The sequence below is a fragment of the Devosia sp. Micro-HW1 genome (assembly GCF_056341075.1).
This window is the reverse complement of sequence record NZ_CP094375.1, coordinates 2996425-3021640: the sequence shown is the minus strand read 5'-3', so window position 1 is coordinate 3021640 and position 25216 is coordinate 2996425. Positions and strand designations below refer to the sequence as shown.

25 protein-coding genes are annotated in these 25216 nt (G+C 63.5%); 10 read left to right on the top strand and 15 right to left on the bottom strand.

What is annotated here, in order from left to right; all coding sequences use genetic code 11:
• Positions 1–4: 4 nt before the first annotated feature.
• Positions 5–730 (bottom strand): SIMPL domain-containing protein, encoded by a 726-nt coding sequence (locus tag MQW79_RS14600; RefSeq protein ID WP_476585198.1) that lies wholly within the window; start codon positions 728–730, stop codon positions 5–7.
• Between the two features lie 78 nt (positions 731–808).
• Here MQW79_RS14600 and MQW79_RS14595 point away from each other — a divergent pair, with 78 nt between their 5' ends.
• Positions 809–1843 carry a Gfo/Idh/MocA family protein gene (locus MQW79_RS14595; RefSeq protein WP_476585197.1) on the top strand — a complete coding sequence of 345 codons (1035 nt, stop codon included), beginning with the start codon at positions 809–811 and terminating at the stop codon, positions 1841–1843.
• Here MQW79_RS14595 and MQW79_RS14590 read toward each other — a convergent pair.
• The 6 genes from MQW79_RS14590 to MQW79_RS14565 form a co-directional block, all read right to left on the bottom strand.
• Positions 1833–2906, bottom strand: a complete 1074-nt coding sequence (locus MQW79_RS14590) for a YihY/virulence factor BrkB family protein (protein WP_476585196.1) — start codon at positions 2904–2906, stop codon at positions 1833–1835. The genes MQW79_RS14595 and MQW79_RS14590 overlap by 11 nt on opposite strands.
• A 57-nt stretch (positions 2907–2963) precedes the next feature.
• Positions 2964–3794: an ABC transporter ATP-binding protein gene (locus MQW79_RS14585; RefSeq protein WP_476585195.1), complete on the bottom strand. Its 831-nt coding sequence runs from the start codon at positions 3792–3794 to the stop codon at positions 2964–2966.
• A complete protein-coding gene (locus MQW79_RS14580; RefSeq protein WP_476585194.1) occupies positions 3791–4639 on the bottom strand; it encodes an ABC transporter ATP-binding protein in 849 nt (282 codons plus the stop codon). Before MQW79_RS14580 ends, MQW79_RS14585 begins: the two co-directional genes overlap by 4 nt.
• Before the next feature lie 3 nt (positions 4640–4642).
• Positions 4643–5563 (bottom strand): ABC transporter permease subunit, encoded by a 921-nt coding sequence (locus MQW79_RS14575; RefSeq protein WP_476585193.1) that lies wholly within the window; start codon positions 5561–5563, stop codon positions 4643–4645.
• On the bottom strand, positions 5563–6570 hold the full coding sequence (locus tag MQW79_RS14570) for an ABC transporter permease subunit (RefSeq protein WP_476585192.1): 1008 nt from the start codon (positions 6568–6570) through the stop codon (positions 5563–5565). Before MQW79_RS14570 ends, MQW79_RS14575 begins: the two co-directional genes overlap by 1 nt.
• Before the next feature lie 190 nt (positions 6571–6760).
• Entirely contained in the window at positions 6761–8356 is a 1596-nt protein-coding gene (locus MQW79_RS14565; protein WP_476585191.1) for an ABC transporter substrate-binding protein, read from the bottom strand.
• A gap of 226 nt (positions 8357–8582) precedes the next feature.
• On the opposite strand from MQW79_RS14565, the gene MQW79_RS14560 reads away from it, so the two are divergent.
• The 3 genes from MQW79_RS14560 to MQW79_RS14550 are packed head-to-tail and all read left to right on the top strand — an operon-like array spanning position 8583 to position 10416.
• Complete coding sequence (locus MQW79_RS14560) at positions 8583–8975, top strand: VOC family protein (RefSeq protein ID WP_476585190.1); 393 nt, start codon at positions 8583–8585, stop codon at positions 8973–8975.
• Positions 8948–9481, top strand: a complete 534-nt coding sequence (locus MQW79_RS14555) for a hypothetical protein (protein ID WP_476585189.1) — start codon at positions 8948–8950, stop codon at positions 9479–9481. Before MQW79_RS14560 ends, MQW79_RS14555 begins: the two co-directional genes overlap by 28 nt.
• A complete protein-coding gene (locus MQW79_RS14550) occupies positions 9478–10416 on the top strand; it encodes an aldo/keto reductase (RefSeq protein WP_476585188.1) in 939 nt (312 codons plus the stop codon). Before MQW79_RS14555 ends, MQW79_RS14550 begins: the two co-directional genes overlap by 4 nt.
• A gap of 4 nt (positions 10417–10420) precedes the next feature.
• Here MQW79_RS14550 and MQW79_RS14545 read toward each other — a convergent pair whose 3' ends face one another.
• Entirely contained in the window at positions 10421–11446 is a 1026-nt protein-coding gene (locus MQW79_RS14545; RefSeq protein ID WP_476585187.1) for a LacI family transcriptional regulator, read from the bottom strand.
• 134 nt (positions 11447–11580) lie between these two features.
• Here MQW79_RS14545 and MQW79_RS14540 point away from each other — a divergent pair, with 134 nt between their 5' ends.
• Positions 11581–14775 carry an alpha-mannosidase gene (locus MQW79_RS14540; protein ID WP_476585186.1) on the top strand — a complete coding sequence of 1065 codons (3195 nt, stop codon included), beginning with the start codon at positions 11581–11583 and terminating at the stop codon, positions 14773–14775.
• A 63-nt stretch (positions 14776–14838) separates the two neighbouring features.
• Complete coding sequence (locus tag MQW79_RS14535; RefSeq protein ID WP_476585185.1) at positions 14839–16023, top strand: ROK family transcriptional regulator; 1185 nt, start codon at positions 14839–14841, stop codon at positions 16021–16023.
• Positions 16024–16082: 59 nt separating this feature from the next.
• On the opposite strand, the gene MQW79_RS14530 is transcribed toward MQW79_RS14535, so the two are convergent.
• Positions 16083–16388 (bottom strand): HU family DNA-binding protein, encoded by a 306-nt coding sequence (locus MQW79_RS14530; RefSeq protein ID WP_476585184.1) that lies wholly within the window; start codon positions 16386–16388, stop codon positions 16083–16085.
• A 195-nt stretch (positions 16389–16583) separates the two neighbouring features.
• On the opposite strand from MQW79_RS14530, the gene rirA reads away from it, so the two are divergent.
• Entirely contained in the window at positions 16584–17060 is a 477-nt protein-coding gene (rirA, locus tag MQW79_RS14525; RefSeq protein ID WP_476585183.1) for an iron-responsive transcriptional regulator RirA, read from the top strand.
• 249 nt (positions 17061–17309) lie between these two features.
• The gene (locus MQW79_RS14520) at positions 17310–19124 is read left to right on the top strand and encodes an ABC-F family ATP-binding cassette domain-containing protein (RefSeq protein ID WP_476585182.1); all 1815 of its coding nucleotides are present in this window, start codon (positions 17310–17312) and stop codon (positions 19122–19124) included.
• A gap of 102 nt (positions 19125–19226) precedes the next feature.
• On the opposite strand, the gene MQW79_RS14515 is transcribed toward MQW79_RS14520, so the two are convergent.
• Positions 19227–20273, bottom strand: coding sequence for a LacI family transcriptional regulator (locus MQW79_RS14515; protein WP_476585181.1), 1047 nt, complete (start codon positions 20271–20273; stop codon positions 19227–19229).
• A gap of 500 nt (positions 20274–20773) precedes the next feature.
• Between MQW79_RS14515 and MQW79_RS14510 the strand changes: the two genes are divergently transcribed.
• Complete coding sequence (locus MQW79_RS14510) at positions 20774–20989, top strand: hypothetical protein (RefSeq protein WP_476585180.1); 216 nt, start codon at positions 20774–20776, stop codon at positions 20987–20989.
• A gap of 49 nt (positions 20990–21038) precedes the next feature.
• Here the strand turns inward: MQW79_RS14510 and MQW79_RS14505 are convergent, their stop codons facing one another.
• From MQW79_RS14505 to MQW79_RS14485, 5 genes are read right to left on the bottom strand one after another with little or no spacing between them, the layout of a single operon-like run.
• Positions 21039–21245 (bottom strand): hypothetical protein, encoded by a 207-nt coding sequence (locus tag MQW79_RS14505; RefSeq protein WP_476585179.1) that lies wholly within the window; start codon positions 21243–21245, stop codon positions 21039–21041.
• The gene (locus tag MQW79_RS14500; RefSeq protein ID WP_198877164.1) at positions 21232–21381 is read right to left on the bottom strand and encodes a hypothetical protein; all 150 of its coding nucleotides are present in this window, start codon (positions 21379–21381) and stop codon (positions 21232–21234) included. Before MQW79_RS14500 ends, MQW79_RS14505 begins: the two co-directional genes overlap by 14 nt.
• A gap of 54 nt (positions 21382–21435) precedes the next feature.
• The gene (gene phnN, locus MQW79_RS14495; RefSeq protein ID WP_476585178.1) at positions 21436–22002 is read right to left on the bottom strand and encodes a phosphonate metabolism protein/1,5-bisphosphokinase (PRPP-forming) PhnN; all 567 of its coding nucleotides are present in this window, start codon (positions 22000–22002) and stop codon (positions 21436–21438) included.
• Positions 21999–23135: an alpha-D-ribose 1-methylphosphonate 5-triphosphate diphosphatase gene (locus MQW79_RS14490; RefSeq protein ID WP_476585177.1), complete on the bottom strand. Its 1137-nt coding sequence runs from the start codon at positions 23133–23135 to the stop codon at positions 21999–22001. Before MQW79_RS14490 ends, phnN begins: the two co-directional genes overlap by 4 nt.
• Before the next feature lie 5 nt (positions 23136–23140).
• Entirely contained in the window at positions 23141–23833 is a 693-nt protein-coding gene (locus MQW79_RS14485) for a DUF1045 domain-containing protein (RefSeq protein WP_476585176.1), read from the bottom strand.
• Positions 23834–23956: 123 nt separating this feature from the next.
• Here MQW79_RS14485 and MQW79_RS14480 point away from each other — a divergent pair, with 123 nt between their 5' ends.
• Entirely contained in the window at positions 23957–25210 is a 1254-nt protein-coding gene (locus MQW79_RS14480) for a glycerate kinase type-2 family protein (RefSeq protein WP_476585175.1), read from the top strand.
• Positions 25211–25216: the final 6 nt, after the last annotated feature.

Sequence of the window (25216 nt, the reverse complement as noted above, 5' to 3'; positions counted from 1 at the left end):
GCGCTCAATCGACCAGGAAATAGGTGATGGTCGTCACCACCCGCACCTTCTTGTCGATCTGCTTTTCGGGCCGATCATTGGGGATTTCCACCGCCGGCAGGATTTCGAAGACGCCCTGATTGGCGCTCTGGATATCGCCCACGGCAGCGCCGGACTCGGTGGCAAACTGCGCGGCGGTTTCCTTTGCCCGTTGCGTTGCCTCGGTCAGCATCTCGCTCTTGAGATCATTGATGCCGGTAAAGACGAAGCTGGCGCCGGCGCTATAGGCATCGGAGGAAAAGACGACGCCCTGGCGCAAGAGGTCGGCGACGGAGCGGCTCGCGTCCGCCAGGTCAGTGACACGTTCGGTGGTGACCAGCATGTCCTCGGTCAGCACGAACCGGTAATCATCAGGCGTCGAGCCGGCATTGTAGCCGGCAGCCCGGTCTTCGACGAGGACGTTCTGGACCTGGATTTCTTCTTCGGCAAAGCCGCGATCGGCAAGGAAGGTGCGCACCGCAGCTTCCGAGGTCTCGAGGCTGGCGCGGGCTGCCTGCAGGGTCGGGCCGGTGGCGACGAAACGGATGGGCCAGAAGCCCAGATTGGCCTCGACGGAGCGCTCGCTGAGACCCTTGACGGTCACCGTACGCAATGGCTGGCGGCTTTCTACCAGTCCCGTGCTGACGAACCAGCCGGACAGCGCAATTCCCGCGGCAACCAAAAGTGCAGCAGCAATCCCAAGCCATTTCATGATAGGTGCTCTCCCATGTCCCAAGACAGATGAGCGCCGGAAACGTGGCGCAACCAAGACTTATGAGGAGACGGCTGAATGGCGCATGAACACAGGACTTTCGGGCTGGGCGTGGTGGGTGCCGGCATGGCGGCCAAACCCCATGCGCTGGCGCTCAACGCGCTGCGCGATCGCGTGTCCGTGCGTGGCGTCTGGCGGCGCAACCGGGCCGAACTCGAGCAGTTCTGCGCCACCTATGATTTTCCGGCCGCCGAGAGCTACGAGGCGCTGCTTGCTGATCCCAAGGTCGATGCCATCCTGGTTCTGACCCCGCCAAATGCCCGCGAGGAGATCGTTGCGGCCGCTGCCAAAGCGGGCAAGCATGTGCTGATGGAAAAGCCGGTGGAACGCACCACTGTCGCCGCCGAGCGGATCGTGGCGACCTGCGACGCGGCGGGTGTGACCTTGGGCATCATCTTCCAGCACCGGTTCCGCGCTGCGTCCAAGGCGCTGGCCGAAAAGGTCAGCAGCGGTGAACTGGGGACGCTTCATGCCGTGCATCTGGTCGTGCCGTGGTGGCGGCCGCAACAGGGCTATTACGACAAGCCCGGTCGCGGCAGCTTTGCCCAGGATGGCGGCGGCGTGCTCATCACCCAGGCCATCCATTCGCTCGACCTGATGCTGAGCCTGACCGGGCCGGTCAAGGCGGTGACGGCCCTGGCCGCGACGACCGGCCTGCACAGGATCGAAACCGAGGACTTCGTCGCCGGCGGTCTCGAATTCGCCAATGGCGCGGTGGGCAGCGTGATGGCGACGACGGCCAATTTTCCGGGCGGAGTGGAAAGCCTGACGCTCAATTTTGCCGATGCCAGTGCAACGCTGACTGGCGGAAACCTCACGCTCTCCTGGTTTGACGGGCGCACCGAGACCATTGGCGAGGCCAGCAATTCCGGCGGCGGCGCGGACCCCATGGCCTTCCCCTTCGACTGGCACATGGCCCAGATCGCCGAGTTTGCCGAGGCGGTCGAGATGGGCCGACAGCCGGTCTCGACCGGCCACTCGGCCTTGCAGGTACATCGCCTGATCGACGCGCTGATCCGCTCCGGCAAGGCAGGACAGCGCGTCAGCGTTTGACGGCTTCCTCGCTGGCTGGCCGGCCCTCGGCGGCCTCGCCACCGCGTGCCGGCCAGCGGCCGCCGACAGTGTCGGCAACATAGGCCCCCCGTGTACCGATGGGCTCAGGTCGGCCGGTGGTGCTGTCGACCACGGTCTGATGTTCGATTTCAGAATTGAGCGAACCGCCCAGGATGACAATGGTCACCGACAGCCACATCCAGGTGAGGAAGCCGATGACCGCCCCAAGCGAGCCATAGGCAGCACTGTAATTGGAGAAATTGGCGGCGTACCAGGAATATCCGGCGGACATGATCAGGATGCAGAGCGTAGCCAGGATGCTGCCCGGGGTCACCCAGCGCCAGCGCGCAGCTTCCCGGCTTGGTCCCCAGCGATAGACCGCCGAAAGTACGAGGCCCAGGCAGAGCAGCATGACGAAATAGGCACCTACCTGTACCGCCCAGTCATAGACGCCAAGGGAAAACATGCTGAAAAGGACCGGGAGGACCAGAACCACGGTCAACATCAGCATCATCATGATGAGGCCCCCGAGCACGAAGACCAGGGCGATCAGGTTGATGACGAGGAAGTTCCGTTTCTCGGTCTCGCCATAGACCACGTTCATGGCCTCGAACAGGGCCTTGATCCCGGCGCCCGCGCCCCACAAAGCGACCCCGAGCGAGACCAGCAGGGTGATGCTCAAGGAGCGATTGTCCTCGATCGTGAGGCGGATCAACTGGTCGCGAATGATGCCGAGGCCGCCATCGGGGACGATCCCCTCGAGCAGATTGACCTGCTCGATCACGCTGCGCGCGTCGTTGAGCAGGCCATAGGCCACCACCAGCAGGGTGAGCGAAGGCACGAGGGCCAGCAACAGATAGAACGTGACCCCGGCGGCGGTCAGCAGTATCCGGTTCTGGTTGAAGCCGACAAAAATCCGGTAGGCCACATCCTTCCAGCCGCGCAGGGGAATATCCTGCGGCGCCTTGGCGTTGCGGCCGCGGTTCTTCTGGACGGCACGAAGTTCCTGGGTCGGTGTCGGCATGTGAACGAAACGTCCGATGCCGCCACTTGGCTCCCCCATGCGCCGCGCCGGTACCTCCCTCACACCTCGGGTGGGCGAGGGAGGCCAAATGTGCCGTCAGGCGACGACGGCCTTCTTGCGCTCGATGCGGGCCCTTATGTGCTCGACATCGGCGCGGGGCGTCGCGGCAAAGAGCGTCCTTGTATAGTCGTGCTGGGGCGCCTCGAACACCGCATCGCGGCTGCCATGTTCGACCACATCGCCGAAATACATGACCATGACTTCATCGGCGATATAGCGCACGACGCTGAGGTCGTGGCTGATAAAGACATAGGTCAGGCCGAATTCGTCCTGCAGGTCCTTGAGCAGGTTGAGGATCTGGGCCTGGACGCTGAGATCGAGCGCAGACACCGGCTCGTCGAGCACGAGAAAACTCGGATTGAGCATCAGTGCGCGGGCAATGGCGATACGCTGCCGCTGGCCGCCCGAGAACATGTGCGGATAGCGGTTGAAGTGCTCGGGCCCGAGGCCGACCTTGACCAGCATGGCCATGGCCTTGTCGCGCCGTTCGCCGGCCGACAGTTTGGTATTGAGCAGCAGTGGCTCGGCAAGGACGTCACCGATCTTCTGGCGCGGGTTGAGCGAACCATAGGGATTCTGGAAGACGATCTGCACCTTCTGGCGCATTTCGCGGGTGACATGGGCCGCGCTGGCGGGAGTACCATCGATGACGATCTCGCCCGATGTGGGTTCATCGATAAGTGTGATCATGCGCGCCAGGGTCGACTTGCCGCAGCCGCTTTCGCCCACCACGGCCAGGGTCTTGCCCTTTTCGAGGGTGAAACTGACCCCCTTGACCGCATGCACGACCTTGCTGGGCCTGAGGAAACCACCCGAGGAGACATAGTCGCGCTTGAGATTGCGCACTTCGAGAACGGGCGTGGTCATCGGCGCGCTCCCGGGGCCGCTTCAAACAGCATGTCGGACACGGTGGGCAGGCGCCCGCCCACGGCGTTTTCGGGCAGAGCGGACAGCAGCGCGCGGGTGTAGTTGGACTGGGGATTTTCAAACAGGGAGAGCACCTCGGCTTCTTCCATCTTGTGGCCCTTGTACTGGACAATCACCCGGTCGGCTGTTTCAGCGACGACGCCCATGTCATGGGTAATCATGATCAGCGCCATGCCGGTTTCGGCCTGGAGTTTTACCAGCAGGTCGAGAATCTGCTTCTGGATGGTCACGTCGAGCGCCGTGGTCGGCTCGTCGGCGATCAGCAGTTTTGGACTGCAGGCGAGGGCGATGGCGATCATCACCCGCTGGCATTGCCCACCGCTCATCTGATGCGGGAAGGCGTTGAGACGCTCGGCCCCGTCGCGGATGCCGACCAGCCCCAGCAGTTCCACGGCCCGGTCGCGGGCCGCTTTGCCGCGAAGACCGAGGTGCCGTTCGAGCACTTCGCCAATCTGGAAACCGACGGTGAAACAGGGGTTGAGGCTGGCCACGGGCTCCTGGAAGATCATGGCAATGTCCTTGCCGATGATCTTGCGGCGCTCGCTGCCGCTCATGGCCAGCATGTCGCGGCCGTCAAAACGCATGACGTCGGCGCTGACCACGGCGGTGCGGGGCAACAGACCCATGCAGGCAAGCATGGCGACCGACTTGCCCGAGCCGCTTTCGCCCACGATGGCCAGCACTTCGTGCCGATCGACCGAAATATCGATGCCGTCTACGGCCTTGAACAGGCCCACCGACGTATCGAAGGCAACAGTGAGATTCTTGATCTCGAGAAGGGCCATGGTTCAGCTCCTCTTGAGCTTGGGATCGAGCGCGTCGCGCAGTCCGTCGCCGATAAGATTGATGGCCAGCACCGTGATCAAGATTGCCAGGCCCGGAAAGGTCACGACCCAGGGGGCCTTGATGATGAATTCGCGGGCCGAGGCCAGCATGGTGCCCCATTCGGGGGTCGGGGGCTGGGCCCCCATGCCGAGGAAGCCGAGCGCGGCAGCGTCGAGAATGGCATTGGAAAAGCTCAGCGTCGCCTGGACGATCAGCGGCCCGAGGCAATTGGGCAGAATGGTCACCAGCATCAGGCGGAAATGCCCGGCACCGGAAAGCTTTGCCGCCGTGACATATTCACGGTTTTTCTCGGCCATGACCGCCGCGCGCACAAGGCGGGCGAAATGGGGTTGCAGGACGATGGCGATGGCAATCATGGCGTTGAACAGTCCCGGCCCCAGAATGGCCACCAGCACCAGGGCCAGCAGCAGCGAGGGGAAGGCGAGGATGATGTCCATGACGCGCATGATGGCGACGTCGACCCAGCCGCCGAAATAGCCGGCCAGGACGCCCAGGATGACACCGACGACCAGCGCCGCAACAACGACGAAAAAGCCGATGAACAGCGAATAGCGGGCGCCGTGAATAAGACGCGAAACGATGTCGCGGCCCACCGGGTCGGTGCCCAGGATAAACCGGGGATCGCTGTTCGGATCCCAGATCGGTGGCTTGAGCAACGCATCGCGGAACTGCTCGTCCGGGGCGTATGGCGCAATCAGCGGCGCAAAGATCGCCAGGAGGAGAAGGATGGAAAAGACCGTGAGCCCGATGACGGCGCCACGATTGACGGAGAAGTAGAACCAGAATTCGCGCAGGCCCGAGACCGGCTTGGCGGCCGGAGCGGTGCTGGCAATGGCGGTGGTTTCCTGGGTTGTTGTCGACATTACTGCACCCTGATGCGCGGATTGATGAGGGCATAGAGCAGGTCGACGATGAGGTTCACCGCCATGACCACGAGGGCGATGATCAGCAGGCCCGACTGCACCACGACATAGTCGCGCTTGAAGATGGAATCGATCATCCACTTGCCGATGCCCGGCCAGGTGAAGATGGTTTCGGTGAGGATGGCGCCGCCCATCAGGAGACCGACCTGAAGACCGATGGTGGTGACCACAGGGATCAGCGCATTGCGCAGGGCGTGCACATTGACCACGCGGCGCGGCGACATGCCCTTGGCGCGGGCGGTGCGGACATAGTCCTCGCCCAGCACTTCGAGCATGGCTGAACGCGTCTGGCGGGCAATCACTGCCAGCGGGATCGTCCCCAGCACGATGGCCGGCAGGATCAGGTGGCGCAGCGCCGACACAAAAGCCGCCCAATTGCCATAGAGCAGGGTATCGATCAGCATGAAGCCGGTAATCGGCTTGAGGAAGAAGGTCAGCGCGATGCGTCCCGAAACCGGGGTCCAGCCCAGATAGCCGGAAAAGAAAATGATGAGCAGCAGGCCCCACCAGAAGATCGGCATGGAATAGCCGGTCAGGGCCACGCCCATAGTGAGCTGATCGAACCAGGAGCCGCGCTTGATGGCGGCAAAGATGCCGGCGGGAATGCCGATGATCACGGCAAAGAACAAAGCGGCGAGCGCCAGTTCGACCGTTGCCGGGAACAGCGCCATGAACTCGTTGATGACGGGGCGCTTGGTGGCCAGCGAGACGCCGAAGTCGCCCTGCAGGACCGAGCCCAGATAATTGAAATATTGTTGCCAGATCGGCAGGTTGTAGCCGAACTGCTCGCGGAGCACTTCGTAGCGCTCGGGGCTGACCCCGTGTTGGCCGGCCATGGCCAGGATCGGATCGCCCGGCAAGACGCGCACAAAGGCAAAGGCGCAGATGGAGATGCCGATGATCGTCGGCACCAGAAGCGCAATCTTGCGCAGGATGAAATTCAGCATTGTGAGGGTCGCCCCTGGGTGCCCGCTCGCCACAACATGCAGCGAACCGGCTGAGCCCGTTTCCTGTCTCTGGCGAGGCCTTCGCGCGGATCATGTCCTGACCCATCCGCCCCGCTCTCATTTTAAAAGGTGGAGCCCCGCTCCGGTTTTGCCGGATCGAGGCTCCCTGCTTGCTGTCAGGCCCTAAGGCTTATTCCTGGACGTCCACATACTTGAAGCTGTGGGTGCCGAGCGGGCTCAGGGTGTAGTTGAGCACGCGCTTGTTCATCGGCATGAACACCTTGGAATGGGCCAGGGTGATCGCCGGCTCTTCGGCCTTGAAGATTTCCTGGGCCGTGGTGTAGAGCGCGGTCCGCTCGTCCTGGTCACTGGTGGTCTTGGCAGCCTGGATGGCAGCCTCGAAATCGTCATTGCACCAGCTCGAATAGTTCGAGACGCCGATGGCCGAGCAGGAGAACAGGGTGGCAAAGAAGTTGTCCGGATCGCCATTGTCGCCGGTCCAGCCGATCATGAACGGGCCCTTGCGATCGGGCTGCTTGCCGCGCTCGCGATACTCGGTCCATTCGTAGGTGACGATATTGGCAGTGACGCCGACTTTGGCCCAGTCGGCCTGGATCAGTTCGGCAACGCGCTGGCCGTTCGGGTTGTAGGGACGCGACACCGGGATCGCCCAGAGATCGGTGGTCAGCTCGGTCACGCCGGCAGCCGCCAGCAGTTCCTTGGCCTTTTCCGGATCATAGACGTCGGCTTCGGTGGCGTCGTCATAGGACCACATGGTGGGCGGGATCAGGTTCTTGGCGTCCTGGCCGGCACCCTGGTACACGGCCTCGATGATCGAGGCCTTGTCGATGGCCATGGTCAGCGCCTTGCGCACGTCCGGATTGTCGAACGGGGCTTCGGTCGTGTTGTAGGAGATGTAGCCAATATTGAGGCCTTCGCCTTCCTGGACGACGAGGTTTTCGTCGGCCTGCAGGGCCTCGAGATCGGCCGGAGCCGGATAGGGCATGATATCGCATTCACCGGCGAGCAGGCGCTGGGCGCGCACCGATGCGTCGGTGGTAATGGCGAAGATCAGGTCGTCGATCGGCTGCTTGCCTTCCCAATAGTCGGGGAAGGCGGAATAGCGGATGACCGTGTCGAGCTGATAGTCGACCAGCTGGAACGGGCCAGTGCCGACGGGCTGGGTAGAGAAGGCGGCGAGATCGCCCGAAGCCTCGAGCTGGTCCGCATATTCCTTCGACACGATGGCCGCGAAGTCCATGGCCAGGTTCGCCAGCATCGGGGCGTTCGGCTCGGTGAGGGTCAGCTTGACGGTGAGGTCATCGACCGCTTCGATCGAAGCGATATATTTGGGCATGTCCATGCCCTGGAAATAGTCCCAGGTCATGCCTTCGAGATAGTCGAACCAGGGGCTTTCTTCGTCCATCTGGCGGGTGAACGAGAAGACGACGTCTTCAGCGGTCAGGTCGCGGGTGGGGGTGAAGTAGGGCTGGGTGTGGAACTTGACGCCCTCACGCAGCTTGAACGTGTAGGTCAGACCGTCCTCGGAGATCTCCCAGCTCTCGGCCAGCGCGGGGACGACTTCGGTCGTGCCGGGCTTGAAGTCCACGAGGCGGTTGTAGATCGTGTGCGAGGACGCGTCGAAGTCGTTGCCGCCGGTCAGCGGGCCAGGATCGAAGTGAGCCGGGGAGGCTTCCGAGCAATAAACCAGCTGCTTGGCCTGCGCCGCACCAGCAGCAAGAGCCAACATGGCGGTCGCCGCCATGAGGGTTTTCATCAATTTCATGATTGTTGTCTCCCGAGACATATTTTTGCGCACCCGGCTTGCCGACCGGGGCTTGGCGGCTACCAAATCCTAGAAATCGAGGAAGCGCAATGGCCTTATTGACCAATTGGTCAATCGCCATATTGCGGGCGGGACTTTACAACAGAATTGGACGGAACATGGCGCATGCGTTCGGCAGCACGTTTGCGGCTTGACCGCGGGCCGCGCCGCGGCACAGCATGGCCTCATGACCCAAGCCATTGCCACCTTTGCCCTCGTGGTCGCCGATTATGACGAGGCCATCGCCTTTTACCGCGACCGGATCGGCTTTGCGCTGATCGAGGATACGCCGCTGAGCGGCGGCAAGCGCTGGGTGCTGATGGCGCCGCCGGGCGGTGCGGGTGCCCGCCTGTTGCTGGCTCGGGCCGATAGTCCAGAACAGAGTGCAGCCGTGGGAAACCAGGCCGGCGGCCGCGTCATGCTGTTTCTTGAAACCGATGATTTTGCTGCCGACCATGCACGCATGAGCGCGGCCGGGGTTCAGTTTCTGGAGCCGCCGCGCCACGAGGCCTATGGGTCTGTCGCCGTCTTCGCAGACCTTTATGGGAACAAATGGGACCTTATCGAGCCAAAACGCTGATCGCCCTGGTTTGCCTGGGCTGCGGACCGGCACTGGCCCAGGAACCGGGCTGGCGCTATTCGTCCCTCCCCGGCGAAGGGGACAGGGCCAGCATGGGCTGCGCCGAAGGCTCCAGCGACGCGGCCCATACGTGCCTCGTCGTGCGCTGCGAGGATGATTTTTCGACCGGTGTTCATATCCATTCCAACCGGCAGGCCGATGTGACAGGGCTTTGGGAAATCACCCTCGATCGGGAGACGCGCATGCTGCAGGCCCACTCCGCGTCGCCCTATGGCGGACGGCTCGCCGACCCGGATGGCTGGCTGGTCGACGGGCTGCGTCACGGCACCTTTGTCTATCTGCGGCACGAAGGCGAAACAGATGGCGGATTTGCCCTGATCGGGCTTTCCGGTTCATTCAACGCCATTGCCGAAGCCCTTCTCTGGTGCGCGCCGCGAGTGCCGGACACCGAACAAAATGGCGGCCAAGGCGTTGATGCCGATAATGAAGAAGGAGAGACAGAATGAACCGACGCCCCCTTGGACGCAGTGAACTGGTCATCGAACCCCTGGTGCTGGGCGGCAACGTGTTCGGCTGGACGGTGGACGAGGCCAGGGGTTTTGACATTCTCGACGCTTATGTCGCGGCCGGCTTTACCGCCATCGACACAGCCGAGGGCTATCCGAACTGGGTGACCGGTAATCCACCGGGCATGAGCGAGACCATTATCGGCAAGTGGATGAAGGCGCGAGGCAACCGCGAGAGCGTCCACATCATCACCAAGGTCAATTCCGGAAAGCAGCCGGGCGGGCTCAAGGCCGAGGCCATCAAGACCAGTGTCGAGGCCTCGCTCAAGCGCCTGCAGACCGACTATATCGATCTCTATTTCAGCCACTGGCCCGATGCCGAGACGAGCCATGAAGAGACGCTTGGGGCGTACGATGTGCTGATCCGCGCCGGCAAGGTGCGGACCATTGGGGCCTCCAATTACACGGTGCAGATGATGGAGGATGCCCAGCAGACGGCGGTGATCAAATCGCTGCCGCGCTACGAAGTCACGCAGCCCCGCTACAATCTCTATGATCGTGAAGAGTTCGAGGCGCTTCGTCCCTATCTTCTGGAAAATGAAGTCGGATCAATTGTTTACTACAGCCTTGCAGCCGGCTTCCTGACCGGGAAGTATCGCTCTGAGGCCGATTTCGGCAAATCGCCGCGCGGCGGCGGCGCTGCCAAATATCTCGACGACAAGGGCAAGAGGATCCTCGCGGCGCTGGATCAGGTGAGCAAGGAACTCGATGCCACGCCGGCGGAAGTGGCCTTGGCCTGGCTGGTTGCGCAGCCCGGCGTCAGCGCCCCGATTGCCTCGGCAACGTCGGTGGAGCAGGTGCAAAGCCTGGCGCGTGGTGTGCGCCTGACGCTCAATGAAAATGCCAACACATTGTTAACGGCAGCCGGCGCCTAGTCACTCATCGTGTGCCACTGCGCCAGTGCAACACGGGCTCGGCGAGGGTCTGCAGATCCTCGGCGGGCTCCCCGTCGATGCGCCGGAGCAGCAGCCGGGTCAATTCCGCGCCCGAGGCGATAACATCCTCCTCGATGGAATCGAGGTCGGGATAGAAGGCGGGCAGAATACCCGAGGTCTGCTTGTAGACCAGTTCCACCCCCTGCCCCGGCACCAGGCCTGCGGTCTGCATGCCCGCCAGCAGGGTGATGGTGCGGACTTCATTGTCCGTGATGATGCCGTCGGGACGATCGGGGCGGCGCGCCAGTTCGCTCCCCAGCACCCGCACCTCTTCGGGAGTGCGACGCTTGTCTCCCACATCGAGCACCTCGGCATGGATGCCGCGTTTCTGCGCGGCCATTCTGAAGGCCGTGGCGATATTGGCGAAGTTGGTAATGCGCGGATTGCCCACGAAGAGCATGACCCGCTTGCAGCCCTTGTCCGCCAGACGATCCAGCGCCCGCCGGGCAAACATTTCGGAATGAAAATCGTGATACGGGTGCGGCGTGGCAAAGCCGGTGCGGCCATGGGTCACGAAGGGAAAGCCGGCCGCCACGAGAGCGGCCACCCTGACATCATCGGGCGTCGTATGGGTGAGAATGACACCGTCGGCCGTGCGGTTGTCGAGGACATATCGGACCTCTGTCACACCGCCATCACCAGCGAATTCGGGCGTTACATTGAGATGATACTGGGTGCCGGCCAGCGCCTTGCCGATGCCCTGGATCATCTGTCGGGCAAAATCGATGGAATCGTCGCCGCCATGCAGGATCAGGGTGATGACATTGGTCTTGCCGGTGCGGAGGCGCACGCCGGCGCGGTCGGGCACATAGCCCACCCGTCGTGCCGCCTCGGCCACCTTGTCGCGCGTTTCCTGCCTGAGGGAAGCGCCCCCGCGCAGCGACAACGAGACGGTGGACAGGCTGAGGCCGGTCATTTCCGCAATCGTCCTGAGCGTCGGCCGCCCCGGTGGGTCGTCACGATCCTGCATGCATAGGCTCCATGGTTCATCCTTTTAGCGTGAACGACACCAGTGGGAACAGGACAAACTCAAATTCATTGCAACGTTGCAATTTCCTGACTAGCTTGGCAAGTCGGGGCGCTCGACGGCGCCGGGAGGACATCATGGCCTATGCAAATCCACTCGCGACCCGCCTCGCGCTTGGCGCCGAGGATATCAAGCGGGAAGGAAAGCTGTTCCGGCTCTGCGCCGATCTCGAGTCCAGGATCCGCACGCCGCTCGCAGACATACCGTTTACCTGGCGTATCCAGCGCGAAAACCTTGCGGCGGCCGATGCCTTGCGAGCCGACTGGCGAAGCTGGGAACAGTTCGACCGTCACTCGGTCTGGGCAAAGCATCAGGACCATAGCTGGTTCGCAGCCGAAGTGGTGGTGCCCGAGGGGGCGCGCGGCAAGACTTTCGTCATGCGCTTTTCCAGCCAGTGGCAGGACCGGCCAGGCACCACCGACCCGCAATGCCTCGTCTATCTCGATGGCCGTATCGCTCAGGGCCTCGACGGCAATCACACCGAGCTGGTCATCGAGACCGATGCCGTACCGGGTAACCACCATGTGGTGATGATCGACGCCTTCACCTTTTTCGACCGGCCCCTGGTCGGCTTCGGGGTGGATTTTTTCACCCGCGACCGACGGATCGAGAGCCTCTACTTCGACCTGATGACGCCACTGGAAGTGGCGGTACGCCTGCACCAGAGCGATGCGCGCCGCCATGCCATCCTCGATCGGGTGGAGCGGGCACTGCGGGCGCTCGACCGGCGCGGGCACCAGAGCGCGGGCCTTTGGGAAAGCTTGCCCGAAGCCGAGGCCATTGCGGCGGAGATCTATGCGCTTGTCGATACCGAGCTGCAGCCGCAGGTCACGGCTGTTGGCTCCACCCATCTCGATGTCGCCTGGCTGTGGCGGGTGATCCATACGCGTGACAAGACGGCCCGCAGCTTTGCCACCGTGCTCCAGCTGATGGAGGAGTTCCCGCAATTTGTCTTCATGTACAACCAGTCGGTGCTGTTCGATTTCCTGAAGCGCGACTACCCGGAACTCTGGCAGCGTCTGCTCGACAAGGTGAAATCGGGACAGTTCGAAATCGAAGGCGCCATGTGGGTGGAGCCCGACGTCAACATAGCCTCGGGCGAAAGCCTCGTACGCCAGATCATGCGCGGCAGGCGCTTCCACCAGGAGCATTTCGGGGTGACCCCGCGCACCGTGTGGCTGCCCGACACCTTTGGCTATTCGGCCAACCTGCCGCAGATCATGGAAAAATCCGGCCTCGATTATTTCGTGACCTCGAAGCTGAGCTGGAACGACACCGACCGGCACCCATACGATACGTTCTTCTGGCGCGGCATCGATGGCACGGTGACCAAGGCGCAGCTGATCACGGCGCAGGCCTATGAGAGCGACGCCATCTATACGACCTATAATGGCGACCTGTCGGTCAGCGAGACGATGGGCGCCTGGAAGCGTTACGAACCCAAGCGCGCCAACAGCGAAGTCATCATGTCCTACGGCTATGGCGATGGCGGGGGCGGTCCGACACGGGCGATGATCGAGCGTGGCACGCGGCTCGAGCGCGGCATTCCCGGCGCGCCCAGGGTGAAACTCGAAGGCATCGTGCCCTTCCTCGACCGGCTGGGCGCGCGCATGGACGCCGATCCCGGGCGCTTCCCCAGCTGGAATGGCGAGCTTTACCTGCAATATCACCGGGGAACGCTGACCACCTGGGCCAAGAACAAGGCCAAGAACCGGCTGGCCGAGAGGCGGCTGCGGGAGCTGGAATTTCTGGGCGCCATGGCGCAGGCCAGGGCCGGCGCCGCCTATCCCGTGGAGACTTTGCGCGAATTCTGGGAGCTGGTGCTCATCAACCAGTTCCACGACATCCTGCCCGGCACCTCGATCCCGGAAGTCTATGTCGACAGCGACGCCGACTATGCGCGCATCTTTGCCGCCCATGACGCGGCGCAGGGGCCCTGGCAAAGTGCTGCCCGGGCGGTGGCTCCGCTGGCCGATGGCGCCCTGCGCCTTGTCAACTTCCTCGCCCAAAGCCGCAGCGATCTCGTGCGCCTGGGCGCACAGGACGGGCTGGATGGGGCGGCGCTGCAGGTGGGGGACACAAAGGTGGTCCTGCAAAGCCTGATGCGCGCCGATGGCAGTCGCGAATGGGCGGCGCCAGCGGGTACTCTGCCCTCGCTGGGTTGGGCGGACATGCAGGTCGTGGCCGCCGAGGCCACAGTGCCGAGCAGTCTTTCGGTGTCGGAGCGGCATCTGGAGAATGCAATGCTGCGCGTCGCCTTCGACGCCAATGGCGAGATCACGTCCATTTTCGACAAGACGACGGGACGCGAAGTGCTCAAACCTGGCCAGCGGGCCAACCGGCTTGTCGCCTATGAAGACAAGCCGATGGACTACGAGGCCTGGGACATCGACGCCTATTTCGAAGAACAGTTCTGGGTGCTGGACAGGGCCGAGAGCATCAGCGTGGCCGAAACCGGCCCGCACCGGGCCGCCCTGCGCATCGAGCGCCGCTATGGCGCGTCACTGATAGTGCAGGTGATCTCCCTGGCCGAGGGGGAGCGACAGATCGAGTTCGACACCTTTGTCGACTGGCAGGAGCGCGCGCAGGTGCTCAAGGCCGCGTTCGATTTCGACCTCAACACGTCGGAAATCCGCTCGGAAATCCAGTTTGGCCATGTCACCCGCCCGACTCACCGGAATACCAGCTGGGACCGGGCCCGCTTCGAAGCCAGCATGCAGCGCTGGGTGGACATGAGCGAGGCCGACTTTGGCGTCGCCCTGCTCAACGACTGCAAATATGGCTATGACGCAGTTGAGCAGATGGTGCGCCTGAGCCTGGTGCGGGGCCCGAGCTGGCCCAGCCCCGAGGCGGATCGCGGCGAACATCGCCTGCGCTACGGCCTTTTCGTACATGCGGGTCTCGAAGACCTTGCCGAAGTGCATCGCGCCGCGGAGCGGTTCAACAACCCGGTCATGGTCGTGGGCACGCCGCGTCTCATGGAGGGACCGCCACTGGAAGCAAGCCGGTTCAGCCTCGCCTGGGTGGAGGCGCCCAATGTCACCATAGAGACGGTCAAGAAGGCGGAAAAATCCGAGGCGCTGGTGCTGCGCCTGTTCGAACAGGCCAATCGCCGGGCCGAGACAGTGCTGCATTTTGGCCTACCGGTCCGTGCGGTGCGGCGCGCCAATCTGATGGAGGAAGGAAATGCCGCAGCGCTGGTGCTTGACGGCAACGCGCTGGCGTTGTCTCTGCGACCATTCGAGATCGTCACGCTGATCGTCGACCTCTAGCGCGCCGAGACCGTCCTTCCCCATTCCGCCCTGCCCTCAGGGGCCGCAGGCTGGAGCCTTTGCATGACCAAATCCGACGAACCGACACGGGATGTGTTTGAATCGGGACGACGTGGCGTGAGCCATGTCGGCGTGCGCCGTGCCAATGAGAAAACCGTCCTGACGGTTGTCGGCTTCAATGCCGGCGCGTCCAATGCCGATATTTCCCGCCTGTCCCAACTGGCGCCGCAAACCGTTTCGGCCATTCTTGTCGATCTGGAGCGCGAAGGCCTTATCGTGCGCGGGCCGGTCCTGCGCGGCCGGCGCGGCCAGCCCGCCACCCCCATCACACTGAACCCTGACGGTGGTTTTGCCATCGGCATCGAACTGGGCTGGCGGCATCTCGCTGTCGTATTGCTCAACATGCATGCCGATGTGCTGCGCCGGCACCATGTCGACTATCTCTATCCCGATGCCACCAGCATTGTGGGCACCATCAGCGCGATCGTGGCCGATTTCGTTGCCGGCCTCACGCCCGAACAGGCCCTGCGCCTGCACGACCTGGGGCTGGCCATGCCCAGCGACCTCGCGGAAAATGTGGGCGTGCTGGGCGCGCCGCCAGAGCAGGTCGCGCAGTGGCAGGCACTGGACCTCGGCGGCGCGCTTGCGGCGCAGACGGGCCTGACCGTGACGCTGCTTAATGACGGCAATGCCGGTTGCTGGGCGGAGCTGATCGACCTGGAGCCGCCGCGCCCGGCCAATATCATCTATCTGCTCGTGTCCCATTTCATCGCCGCCGGCATCGTCGGCAACGGGGCCCTGTGGGAAGGGCCGACCGGCAATGCTGCGGAACTGGGCGGTATATTGGTGACCACCGAAAGCGGCACGCCCGAACGGGCCCATCGCATTGCTTCGCTCTCGGCGCTGCGGCAGAGCCTCGAGGGAATTGATCCCAAGGCCGCCGGAGCCGCCGCTTCGACCCTGGACCCGGACCAGGCAGGCGGGGCGGAAGGCTGGCTGGGCCGGGCGGCGCGGGCCCTGGCGCAGGTGATCTACAATGCCAATAGCGTGGTCGAACAGCCGCTGGTGGTGGTCGATACGGTGCTGTCGCGCCCGCATAGCGAAAGACTGGTCGAGCTGGTCGCGGCCGAACTGACGCGCCTGCCCAAGCGATCGCTGCCGCCCCCGCGGGTCGTCTGTGGAAGGCTGGGCAGCCTTGCTCCGGCCATCGGCGCGGCGGAACTGCCGCTGTTCCGCCGCTACTTCTAGATCATTGCCTGGTCGCGCTTCCGGACCGCAAAACCGTTGCCACTTCGCTGGAAGCGCTATCAGGCCTTTTCGGACACGAGATGATCCAGCGCATCGCGCATGCGGGCGCTGGGAATGAAGACGACGGTCTGTCGGGGAGCGATCCGGTGCTCGTCGCCGGTGCGCGGATTGCGCCCGACCCGTTCGGCCCGGGAGCGCACTTCAAGCGTGCCGAATCCCGTGAGCTTCACGGACTCGCCGGTCTTGAGTGCCTCGCCGATGATTTCGAACATGCGATCGCCAATATGGGCGATGTCGTAGCGCGACAGGCCAGTGGCATCGGCAGCGCCATCGCTCAGCACTGCCCTCGTAACGGTCTGGTCCAATTGACGAACCTCCTCCAGCTATTAAATTCATAGGTGGAACATAAATCAGTGTCCAGTCCGCCGCGGATCACAAAAACCTGATGACTGCCTTCAAGATTATTTGACATTTTTTAGAATGGTTATAAGCTAGCGCACACAGTAGAAGAGCAAAAGCCAGATTTTCGACCCTCGTCCGAGGCCCCAGAAAGGTTTCCCGTGAGACTGACACGACAATCCAACTATGCCATCCGCACGCTGGTCTATTGCGCTGTTAACGAGCCAGGCCTGAGCCGGGTTGCAGAGATCGCCCGGGCCTATGGCATTTCCGAATTGTTCCTGTTCAAGCTGATCAAGCCGCTGGTCGAAGCGGGCCTGCTGCAGACCGTGCGCGGGCGCCATGGCGGCATCAAGCTGGGCAAGAAGGCCGAGGACATTACCCTGCTCGATACCATCCGGCTGACCGAAGAGAACTTCGCTTTGGCCGAATGTTTTGAAGAGGGCGCGGACTGCCCGCTGATCGGAGAATGCGACCTCAATGGCGCATTGCGCGAGGCGCTGGGGGCCTTTTTCGACGTGCTCAGCAAGCATACCATTGCCGATCTGGCCAGCAAGAAGCGCTCCATCCGCGAACGCCTGGGCATCACGACGGCCGAGGCGGTGAACGAGAGCATGGCGGCGATTTCAGCGGCCTGAGGAAAACCTGACCAGAAAACTCAATTATGAGTTTGACAATCAGGTTTAGTCATGTTTGATTGCGGACATGGCGCTGCGACCCCTTGGGGCCTGTGGGTCCGAACGCCAGAACACGACGGGGCTTGCTGCTACCGTCTCCCCGGGCCGGCCAGGATCCTCAACGTCCTGACCGGCCTTTTTCATTGCGCCATCGATTGATCTGCTTTCGGGCCTATGCTCTAGAGCGCTGGCACACTCTCCGGACATCTCATGGCCCAACCTCCTCTCCTTTCCCTGCAGGACATTCAGCTCACCTTTGGCGGCACGCAGCTGCTGGAGGCCGCCGAGCTCATCGTCTCTCCGGGACAGCGCATCGCCCTTGTGGGGCGCAATGGATCGGGCAAGTCGACACTGCTCAAGATCGCGGCCGGCATCGTCCAGCATGACGGTGGCAAGCGCTTCGCCGAGCCCAGTGCCACCATCCGTTACCTGCCGCAGGAGCCCGACCTGACCGGCCATGCGACGACGCTGGCCTATGTCGAGGCGGGTCTCGCGCCCGGCGACGACCCTTATCGGGCGCAATATCTGCTCAATGCCCTGGGGCTCAGCGGCACGGAAAACCCGGCAACGCTTTCGGGCGGCGAAGGCCGCCGCGCGGCCTTGGCCCGGGTGCTGGCGCCGCAGCCGGATGTGCTGCTGCTCGACGAGCCCACCAACCACCTTGATCTGCCGGTCATCGAGTGGCTGCAGGATGAGCTCAACCAGATGCGCTCGGCCATGGTTCTGATCAGCCACGACCGGCGGTTCCTCTCCGATCTCTCGCGCTCGACTGTCTGGCTCGACCGCGGCGTCACCCGCCGCATCGAAAAGGGTTTTGGCGCCTTTGAGGGCTGGCGCGACGAGGTGCTGGAGCAGGAAGAAAAGGACCGCCACAAGCTCGATCGGCAGATCGTGCGCGAGGAGCACTGGCTGCGCTACGGCGTAACGGCTCGACGCAAGCGCAATGTCGGCAGGCTCGAACGCCTCGCCGGGCTGCGTCATGAGCGGCGCGAGCAGCGCAAGGTCACCGGGTCGGTGACCATGGCGGTGACCGAGGGCCGGACCTCGGGCGCGCTGGTGGCGGAAGCTGAAAACATTTCAAAGAGCTTCGGCAGCCGCGCCGTGGTCAAGGAGTTCTCGACCCGCGTGCTGCGCGGCGATCGGGTTGGCATTGTCGGCCCCAATGGCGCGGGCAAGACGACGCTGATCAAGATGCTGACCGGCCTGCTCGAGCCCGATAGCGGCACCATCAAGCTCGGCTCGGCCATTGAACTGGCCATGCTTGACCAGGGCCGGGCCAGGCTGGAACCCGAGACGCGACTCAAGGATGCATTGACCGGCGGGGGCAGCGACACGCTCAAGATCAACGGCGAGAACAAGCATGTCGTTGGCTACATGAAGGACTTTCTGTTCACCCCGGAACAGGCCAATACGCCCATCGGCAAGCTCAGTGGCGGCGAGCGTGCGCGCGTGGCACTGGCCCGCGCACTGGCTTTGCCCAGCAATTTCCTCGTGCTCGACGAACCGACCAACGACCTCGACCTTGAAACCCTCGACCTGCTCGAAGAGATGGTTTCGGACTATGCCGGCACGGTCGTCGTGGTCAGCCATGACCGCGATTTCCTCGACCGGGTGGCGACCTCGGTGATCATGGCCGAGGGCGATGGCCGCTGGACGGAATATGCTGGCGGCTATTCGGACATGGTGGCCCAGCGCGGCGAGGGCGTGCTGGCCCGCAGCGTGGACAAGGCCGCCAAGGCGGAAAAGCCGAAGGCGGAACCGGCCGCCGCACCAGCCGCCGCCAAGCGTAAGCTGAGCTTCAAGGAAAAGCACGCGCTCGAAACTCTGCCCAAGGATATCGAGAAGCTCGATGCCGAGATTGCCACGCTGAACAAGGCCCTGGCCGCGCCGGACCTTTACACCAGGGACCCGAACGGCTTTGCTGCCAAGTCCAAGGCGCTGGAGGCGGCGGCGGTGAAGAAGGCCGCGGCAGAGGAGCAGTGGCTGGAGCTGGAAATGCTGCGCGAAGAGCTGGAAGGCTCCTGAGCCGACCCGCAGGGCCCATCGCCTCCAGTGGCGCGATTGGAGTGAAGGGGGTCTTGAGGGTCAGGCCCCAGGGCTGCGCGGCTTGGTTTGCGACCGGCGAGGTCAATCCTTCCAGTCGAAGACCGGCTTTTGCATGATGTGCAGGTTTTGCGTTTCGCCGGATATGCGGCGCAGCAAGGTGCTGGCAAGGCCCCGGCCGGCAGCGACGAAGTCTTCCTGGACGGTCTCTGCGCCCGGCTGGAACTGCATGAACATGGATGTCGATTGCTTGGTCACGACATGGGCCGTCTTGCCCACGACCAGACCGGCATCGGCGAGGCCCCCGATGACCGCAAGGGCCGAGACCTCGGATGCACAGACATAGCCATCCGGCCCGTCCGGGCGCTTGGAGCGCTTGATCACATAATTGCGGATGGAATCGGTGGGGCTCGAGAGATTGACGTCGGCCGCAAATTCATAGGCAAGCCCGGTCTCGCGCGCACCGCGCTCTATGCCGGCCTTCAAATGCTCGGTATAGGTCAGGGCGCTGTCAGGCAGGACGATCGAGACCTTGCGGCAGCCCTTGGCGGCCAGGCGCAAAGTGGCGCCGTAGGCATATTCCTCGTTGTCGAAATCCACATAGGGATGCGGCTCGGGCCAGTGGCTGCGACCGTGGCTGACGAAGGGGAAATCATTGTCGATGAGGAAGCGGATGCGCTCGTCGAACGTCTCCGCCTTGGAAAAGATCACACCATCGGCCATGCGATTGCGCACGATATGCTGGATCGGCACGATGGGCTGGACATTGCGGAAGAGCGGCGTGATCACGAGGTGATAGCTGGTGTCGCGCAAGGCCTCGGTAATGCCGGTCACCAGGTTGGTGCCGAAGCCATAGATCTGCTCGTCGGGCTCGAGGATCAGCGCAACGACATTGGTCCGACCCGTCTTGAGGCGGAGGGCGGCGCGATCGGGCAGGTAGCCGATTTCGGCCGCGATCTTCTGCACCCGATCGCGGGTTTCCTGCGCCAGTTCAGGCGCATTGTTGAGTGCCCGCGAAATCGTGGTCACCGCCAGACCCGTCATCTGCGCGATGGTCTTGAGCGTCGGCTTGCCCGATGGCTTAACCCCCCGCTTGCCGCGCGTGGCGGGCGGTGCTTCTTCCTGCGACACTATTTTCCCCTCTAACCCGCCAGATCCGACGGGGACGCATGTCGGGCGACAACATCAGATTGCAAGGCTCGGCGCAAGCTTCAGGGCTTGCCAGTAATCATGAGCACATGTATCAACATTTTAGGGCGACGCGATTTCGGGAGCAAGTTTTCCAGATTTTGTCGCCAATACGCATAAAGGTGCACTGGCAAAACCTGAACGCGTCGCTTATCTTGCCTTCGCTGCGCCGCAAAGGCGTGGCAGCTTACCGTCCAACACCTGCTGGGAAAGGAATGACGATGACGACATCGACGACCCTTACAATCCAAGCCACGTGTTTGACCGTAGTAGGCAACCTGCAAGCCGCCAAACGCTGGCAAGGGTCCTGTCGCTCGAAACGAATGTGAACTCGCGTCACATCCCCGTCTCAATAATCCGATAGAACCCGTGCTGCCAGCGACCAGTCGCCCTTCTCTTGAAGGCGCCAGTGCTGGACGAGCGCGCAAGTGGAGATTCCACCCATGCAGGAAAATAATCTGAACAGGGCCGAACGGCTCAGACCCATCGTCATAGAAGTGGCAGGCGAACCCCAGGGCGTCGTCGTGCCGGCCGAAGGCGGCTACAAGTTCGTGGCCGTCAAGCTTCCCGCCTTTGCGATGGATGGACTGCTGTTTCCGTCGATCGAAACGGCGCACCTGGCCGTCAGCCAGGCCGTCGCGGACGGCGAAACCGCATAAAAAAGCCGGTGGCAGCAGCCACCGGCTTTTTCATGGGACATTGGCAACATCAATCGTCATTGGTGGCATTGAGCTCGGACGGCCGCTTGCCTTCGGCAGCGGGCGGCGCTGGATCGATTGCGCGTTCGACGGCGCCGGCCAGCGCTTCGACATCGAGGCGTGAAGCGCCTGATTGCGCCTGCCGCTCGATTTCGGCCGTCAGGGCCGTGGCAATGGCCTGGCGACGCAGGCCGATGACATCACTAGCTGTTTCCATCTATCGAAATCCCCTGCTCGTCGACACGAACCTCGATGCCGGGCCGGGCCTGTTGCTGCTGATAGGTGTAGATGCCGAAGGCAACGAGCGCGATGACCAGAATGGCGATCACGCCGTAAAGACTATTGCGAGACACGAAAAACTCCTGACGCTTTGGATCAGGGATCCAACGCGCAGAACCGGGTTCGGTTCAATCCTCGGCAATGCGGCGCAGGGCCATGACAAAGGCGGTGACGCCAATGCCGACGGAGCTGGAATTGTCGATGACGATGGGCGACACATCGGCCGGCAGGGCTGCACCTTCGCGCGCCAGACGGGCCACGATCTGATCGCGATTTTCGCGTCCGCGCCGGGCGAGCCGTTCGGCCCTGAGAGAGATCTCGGCGGAAATCTGAATAACGCGGCAGAGCGGATATTTGGCCAGGGCCGCCGGAACGGCATGGCGTGAGATATTGGCAATCACGACGCGCCCCAGCGTCAAGTCGGTGTCGACGCCAATGGGCAGGGCATAGTCGAGGCCGTGGGCCTGCCAGGTCAGCGCAAAACGTCCGGCCCGCTGGGCCTGCGCGAATTCGGCCGGGTCAAGGCTGACATGATCCTCGAGGTCGATGTCGGCTGGCCGGGTCACGAGGCGCCGCACGAAGCTGAAGCGCTTGTCTCCGTCGAGCGCCTGACGGGCGCCGCCGATCAGCGTATCCTTGCCGACCCCGGACGGGCCGATAACGAGAACCAGAACTCCGGGCGGCCTATCGGTCAACTCACACGTGTTCCTTCACGCCAGACACTTCGTACTGCCGGTAGCGTGCCCCCGGCGGCGACCCGCACCAGATCGGCGCGCTTGCCCGGCGCAATGACGCCGCGATCGTCGAATCCGGCGGCGTGCGCCGGATTGCTGGTCACGGTAGCAAGCGCCCGGGGCAGGTCAAGGCCTTCGACGCGGCTGGGCAGGACGAAGGCCGCCTGCAGCAGCGCAAAGGGCACATAGTCGGAGCTCAGAATATCCAGAAGACCGGCTGCAACCAGGTCGGTGGCGGAAATATTGCCCGAATGCGACTTGCCACGCACCACATTGGGCGCGCCCATGAGGATGGCGAGCCCGGCCGCATGGGCGGCAGATGCCGCTTCCAGCGTGGTGGGAAATTCGGCAATGGCGACGCCGTCGGCCTCCGCCTCATCGACATGGGCAAGCGTGGCATCGTCGTGGCTGGCCAGCGCAATATTCATCCGGCGGGCCCGCTCTACTATGGCCTGCCGGTTGGGCGTCGCATAGCGTTCATGCTCGGCCTGGCGGGCATCGATATAGGCCTGCGCTTCCTCGGGCGTGCCGCCCATGTGGCGGGCATAAAAACCCTTGTAGGTTTCGAGGGAGCGGAACTGGCGCTGGCCAGGCGTGTGATCCATGACCGAGGCGAGACGCGTCGAGGGATGATCGGCCAACGCATCGAAATGGGCGACAACGTCGTGGCTGGGCAATTCACAGCGCAGGTGGATGAAATGCTCGCTGCGGAGCCAGCCGGCCTCGCCGCCCTGGCGCACCGCCGAGACCAGTTTTTCGGCATGCTCGAGCATGTCGGGCAGGTCAACGTCGGACCCGATGCGCACCGCATCGAAGACTGTGGTGATCCCCGATCCGGCGACCTGCGCGTCATGGGCATGCAGCGCCGCCAGCGGATCCCAGAACACGCCCGGGCGCGGACGATAGTGGTTCTCGAGGTGATCGGTATGCAGTTCCACGAGGCCCGGGATCAGGAAATCGCCGCCCAGATCCTCCCCCTCGCCGCCAGCGCCTGTGTCGATGGCGGCAATCCGGCCGTTCCGCACCAGGAGGCTTCCGGTGACGATTTCATCGGCGAGGACAATGCGGGCGTTGCAAAAGGCAGTTTCGGACAAAAAGCTCACTCTCCAAGGGCAAATTCGGCGACGCGGTTAAACGGCAGTTTGTTCTCCCGCTCGTTGAAAAGCACCAGCCGGTCCAGCGTCATTTCCGCATCCAGCACAGGGCCGAACCAGGTCTGCGCCGCCTGCAGCACAGCGTCGAAATCTTCGGGGGCGAGGCGGTCGCTCAGCGTCATGTGAAAGCGGAATTGGTCAAACACATAGGGATAGCCATAGGCATCAAGCAGCTCCTGCTGGCGCGGACTAAGCCCCCCGGCGATGCGCGCTGCGCGATCGCGCATGCTCAGGGGCGCGCGGAACGGCTCGAAGCGTTCCACCACATGGGCTGCGAAATCCTGCAATTGCGGATTGCCTTCCGGATCGGGCACGAGGGCGAGGAATCCATCGAGACTGGCGATCCTCAGCCGTCCGAGGGCGACCCTGGGCAATTCGGCGGCGGCCTCTCGCATGGCGGCGCGCAGCGAATCCTCGGTTTCGCCCGCCACCAGCGCCATTGGCGGCTTGAGCGTGGCGTGGAAGCCGTAGCGTCCGGCCGACTGGGTGAGATTGAGGAGGCGGGTGCGATCCAGCCCGGCAACGGCGCCATCATAGGACTGGCCGGTTGCAGGATCCCGGCCAAGCCACACCGCGGCGCGGTCCCAGAGAAGATCGGTGACGGCGGGGGCGTAGTAGACGGCGAATCTCTGCGGCATGGGACCTCCTGCGCGGGGAGCTAATGGACCTATATGGCAGGCATTTGACAAGCTGAAGGGCTGGACAAATGCCGGAGGTCTGGCGACAAGTTCCACCCCGATGCCGAAGAAGTCTCCACAAACATGACCCGTTCCTTACTCGAAAGCCTTTTCCATCAGGCCGTTGCTCAAGCGCAACCGGCTTTGGCGGTAGAGCGGCACCTGCCCGAGCCGCCCCGGGGCAAAACGTTGGTGATCGGCGCCGGCAAGGCCTCCGCGCAGATGGCCCGCGCGTTCGAGCAGGCCTGGACCGGCGAGATTTCCGGACTTGTTGTCACGCGCTATGGCTATGCCGAGGCCTGCGAGCGCATCGAAATCGTCGAAGCGGCGCATCCGGTTCCCGATGCAGCGGGGCAAGAGGCGGCGGCCCGGCTGATGGCGCTGGTGAGCGGGCTCACCGCGGATGACCTTGTCGTGGCGCTGATTTCGGGCGGCGGTTCGTCGCTGCTCCCGGCCCCGGCCCCGGGCCTGGACCTGGCGGATGAACAGGAAATCAACCGCGCGCTGCTCGCCTCGGGCGCGCCTATCGGGGTGATGAACCTCATCCGCAACCAGTTCTCGACCATCAAGGGCGGGCGCCTCGCGGCGGCGGCGGCGCCGGCACGTGTGGCAACGCTTGTTGTCTCCGACGTACCGGGCGACGATCCGGCCCTCGTGGCCTCGGGCCCTACCCTGCCGCTTGCGGGCGGGCGGGTCGAGGCGAGACGGCTGGCGGCGCTCTATCGGCTCGACCTGCCGGAGACGGCAGCAAAACTCCTGGCCAGTGACGAGAACCTGCCGCCGGAGGCCAGCGACCCGGTCTTTGCCGGCAACAGCGTCGTAACCATTGCCTCGGCGGCCCTGTCGCTGGAGGCGGCGGCGGTGCTGGCGCGCCAAAATGGTATCGAGGCCGCCATCCTTTCGGACAGTATCGAAGGGGAGGCGCGCGATGTGGCGCAGGTCCATGCGGCTTTGGCCCGCGAAATCGCGACGCGCAACCGCCCGTTCAACAAGCCGGTCGTGCTGCTTTCCGGGGGCGAAACCACGGTCACCCTGCGCGGCAAGGGACGCGGCGGGCGCAATGGCGAATTCCTGCTGTCGCTGGCCATTGCGCTTGACGGCGTGGACGGCGTCATGGCGCTGGCCGGGGACACCGATGGCATTGACGGCTCTGAAGACAATGCCGGCGCCTTTGTCGACGGCACCTCCGCACGACGCATGCGGGAGGCCGGGATCGACCCGCAGGCGGCCCTGGCCAATAACGACGCCTATGGCGCCTTCGCGGCTATTGGCGACCTATTCGTGACCGGGCCCACCGGCACCAATGTCAATGACTTCCGCGCCATCCTGATCCGCTGAGACACC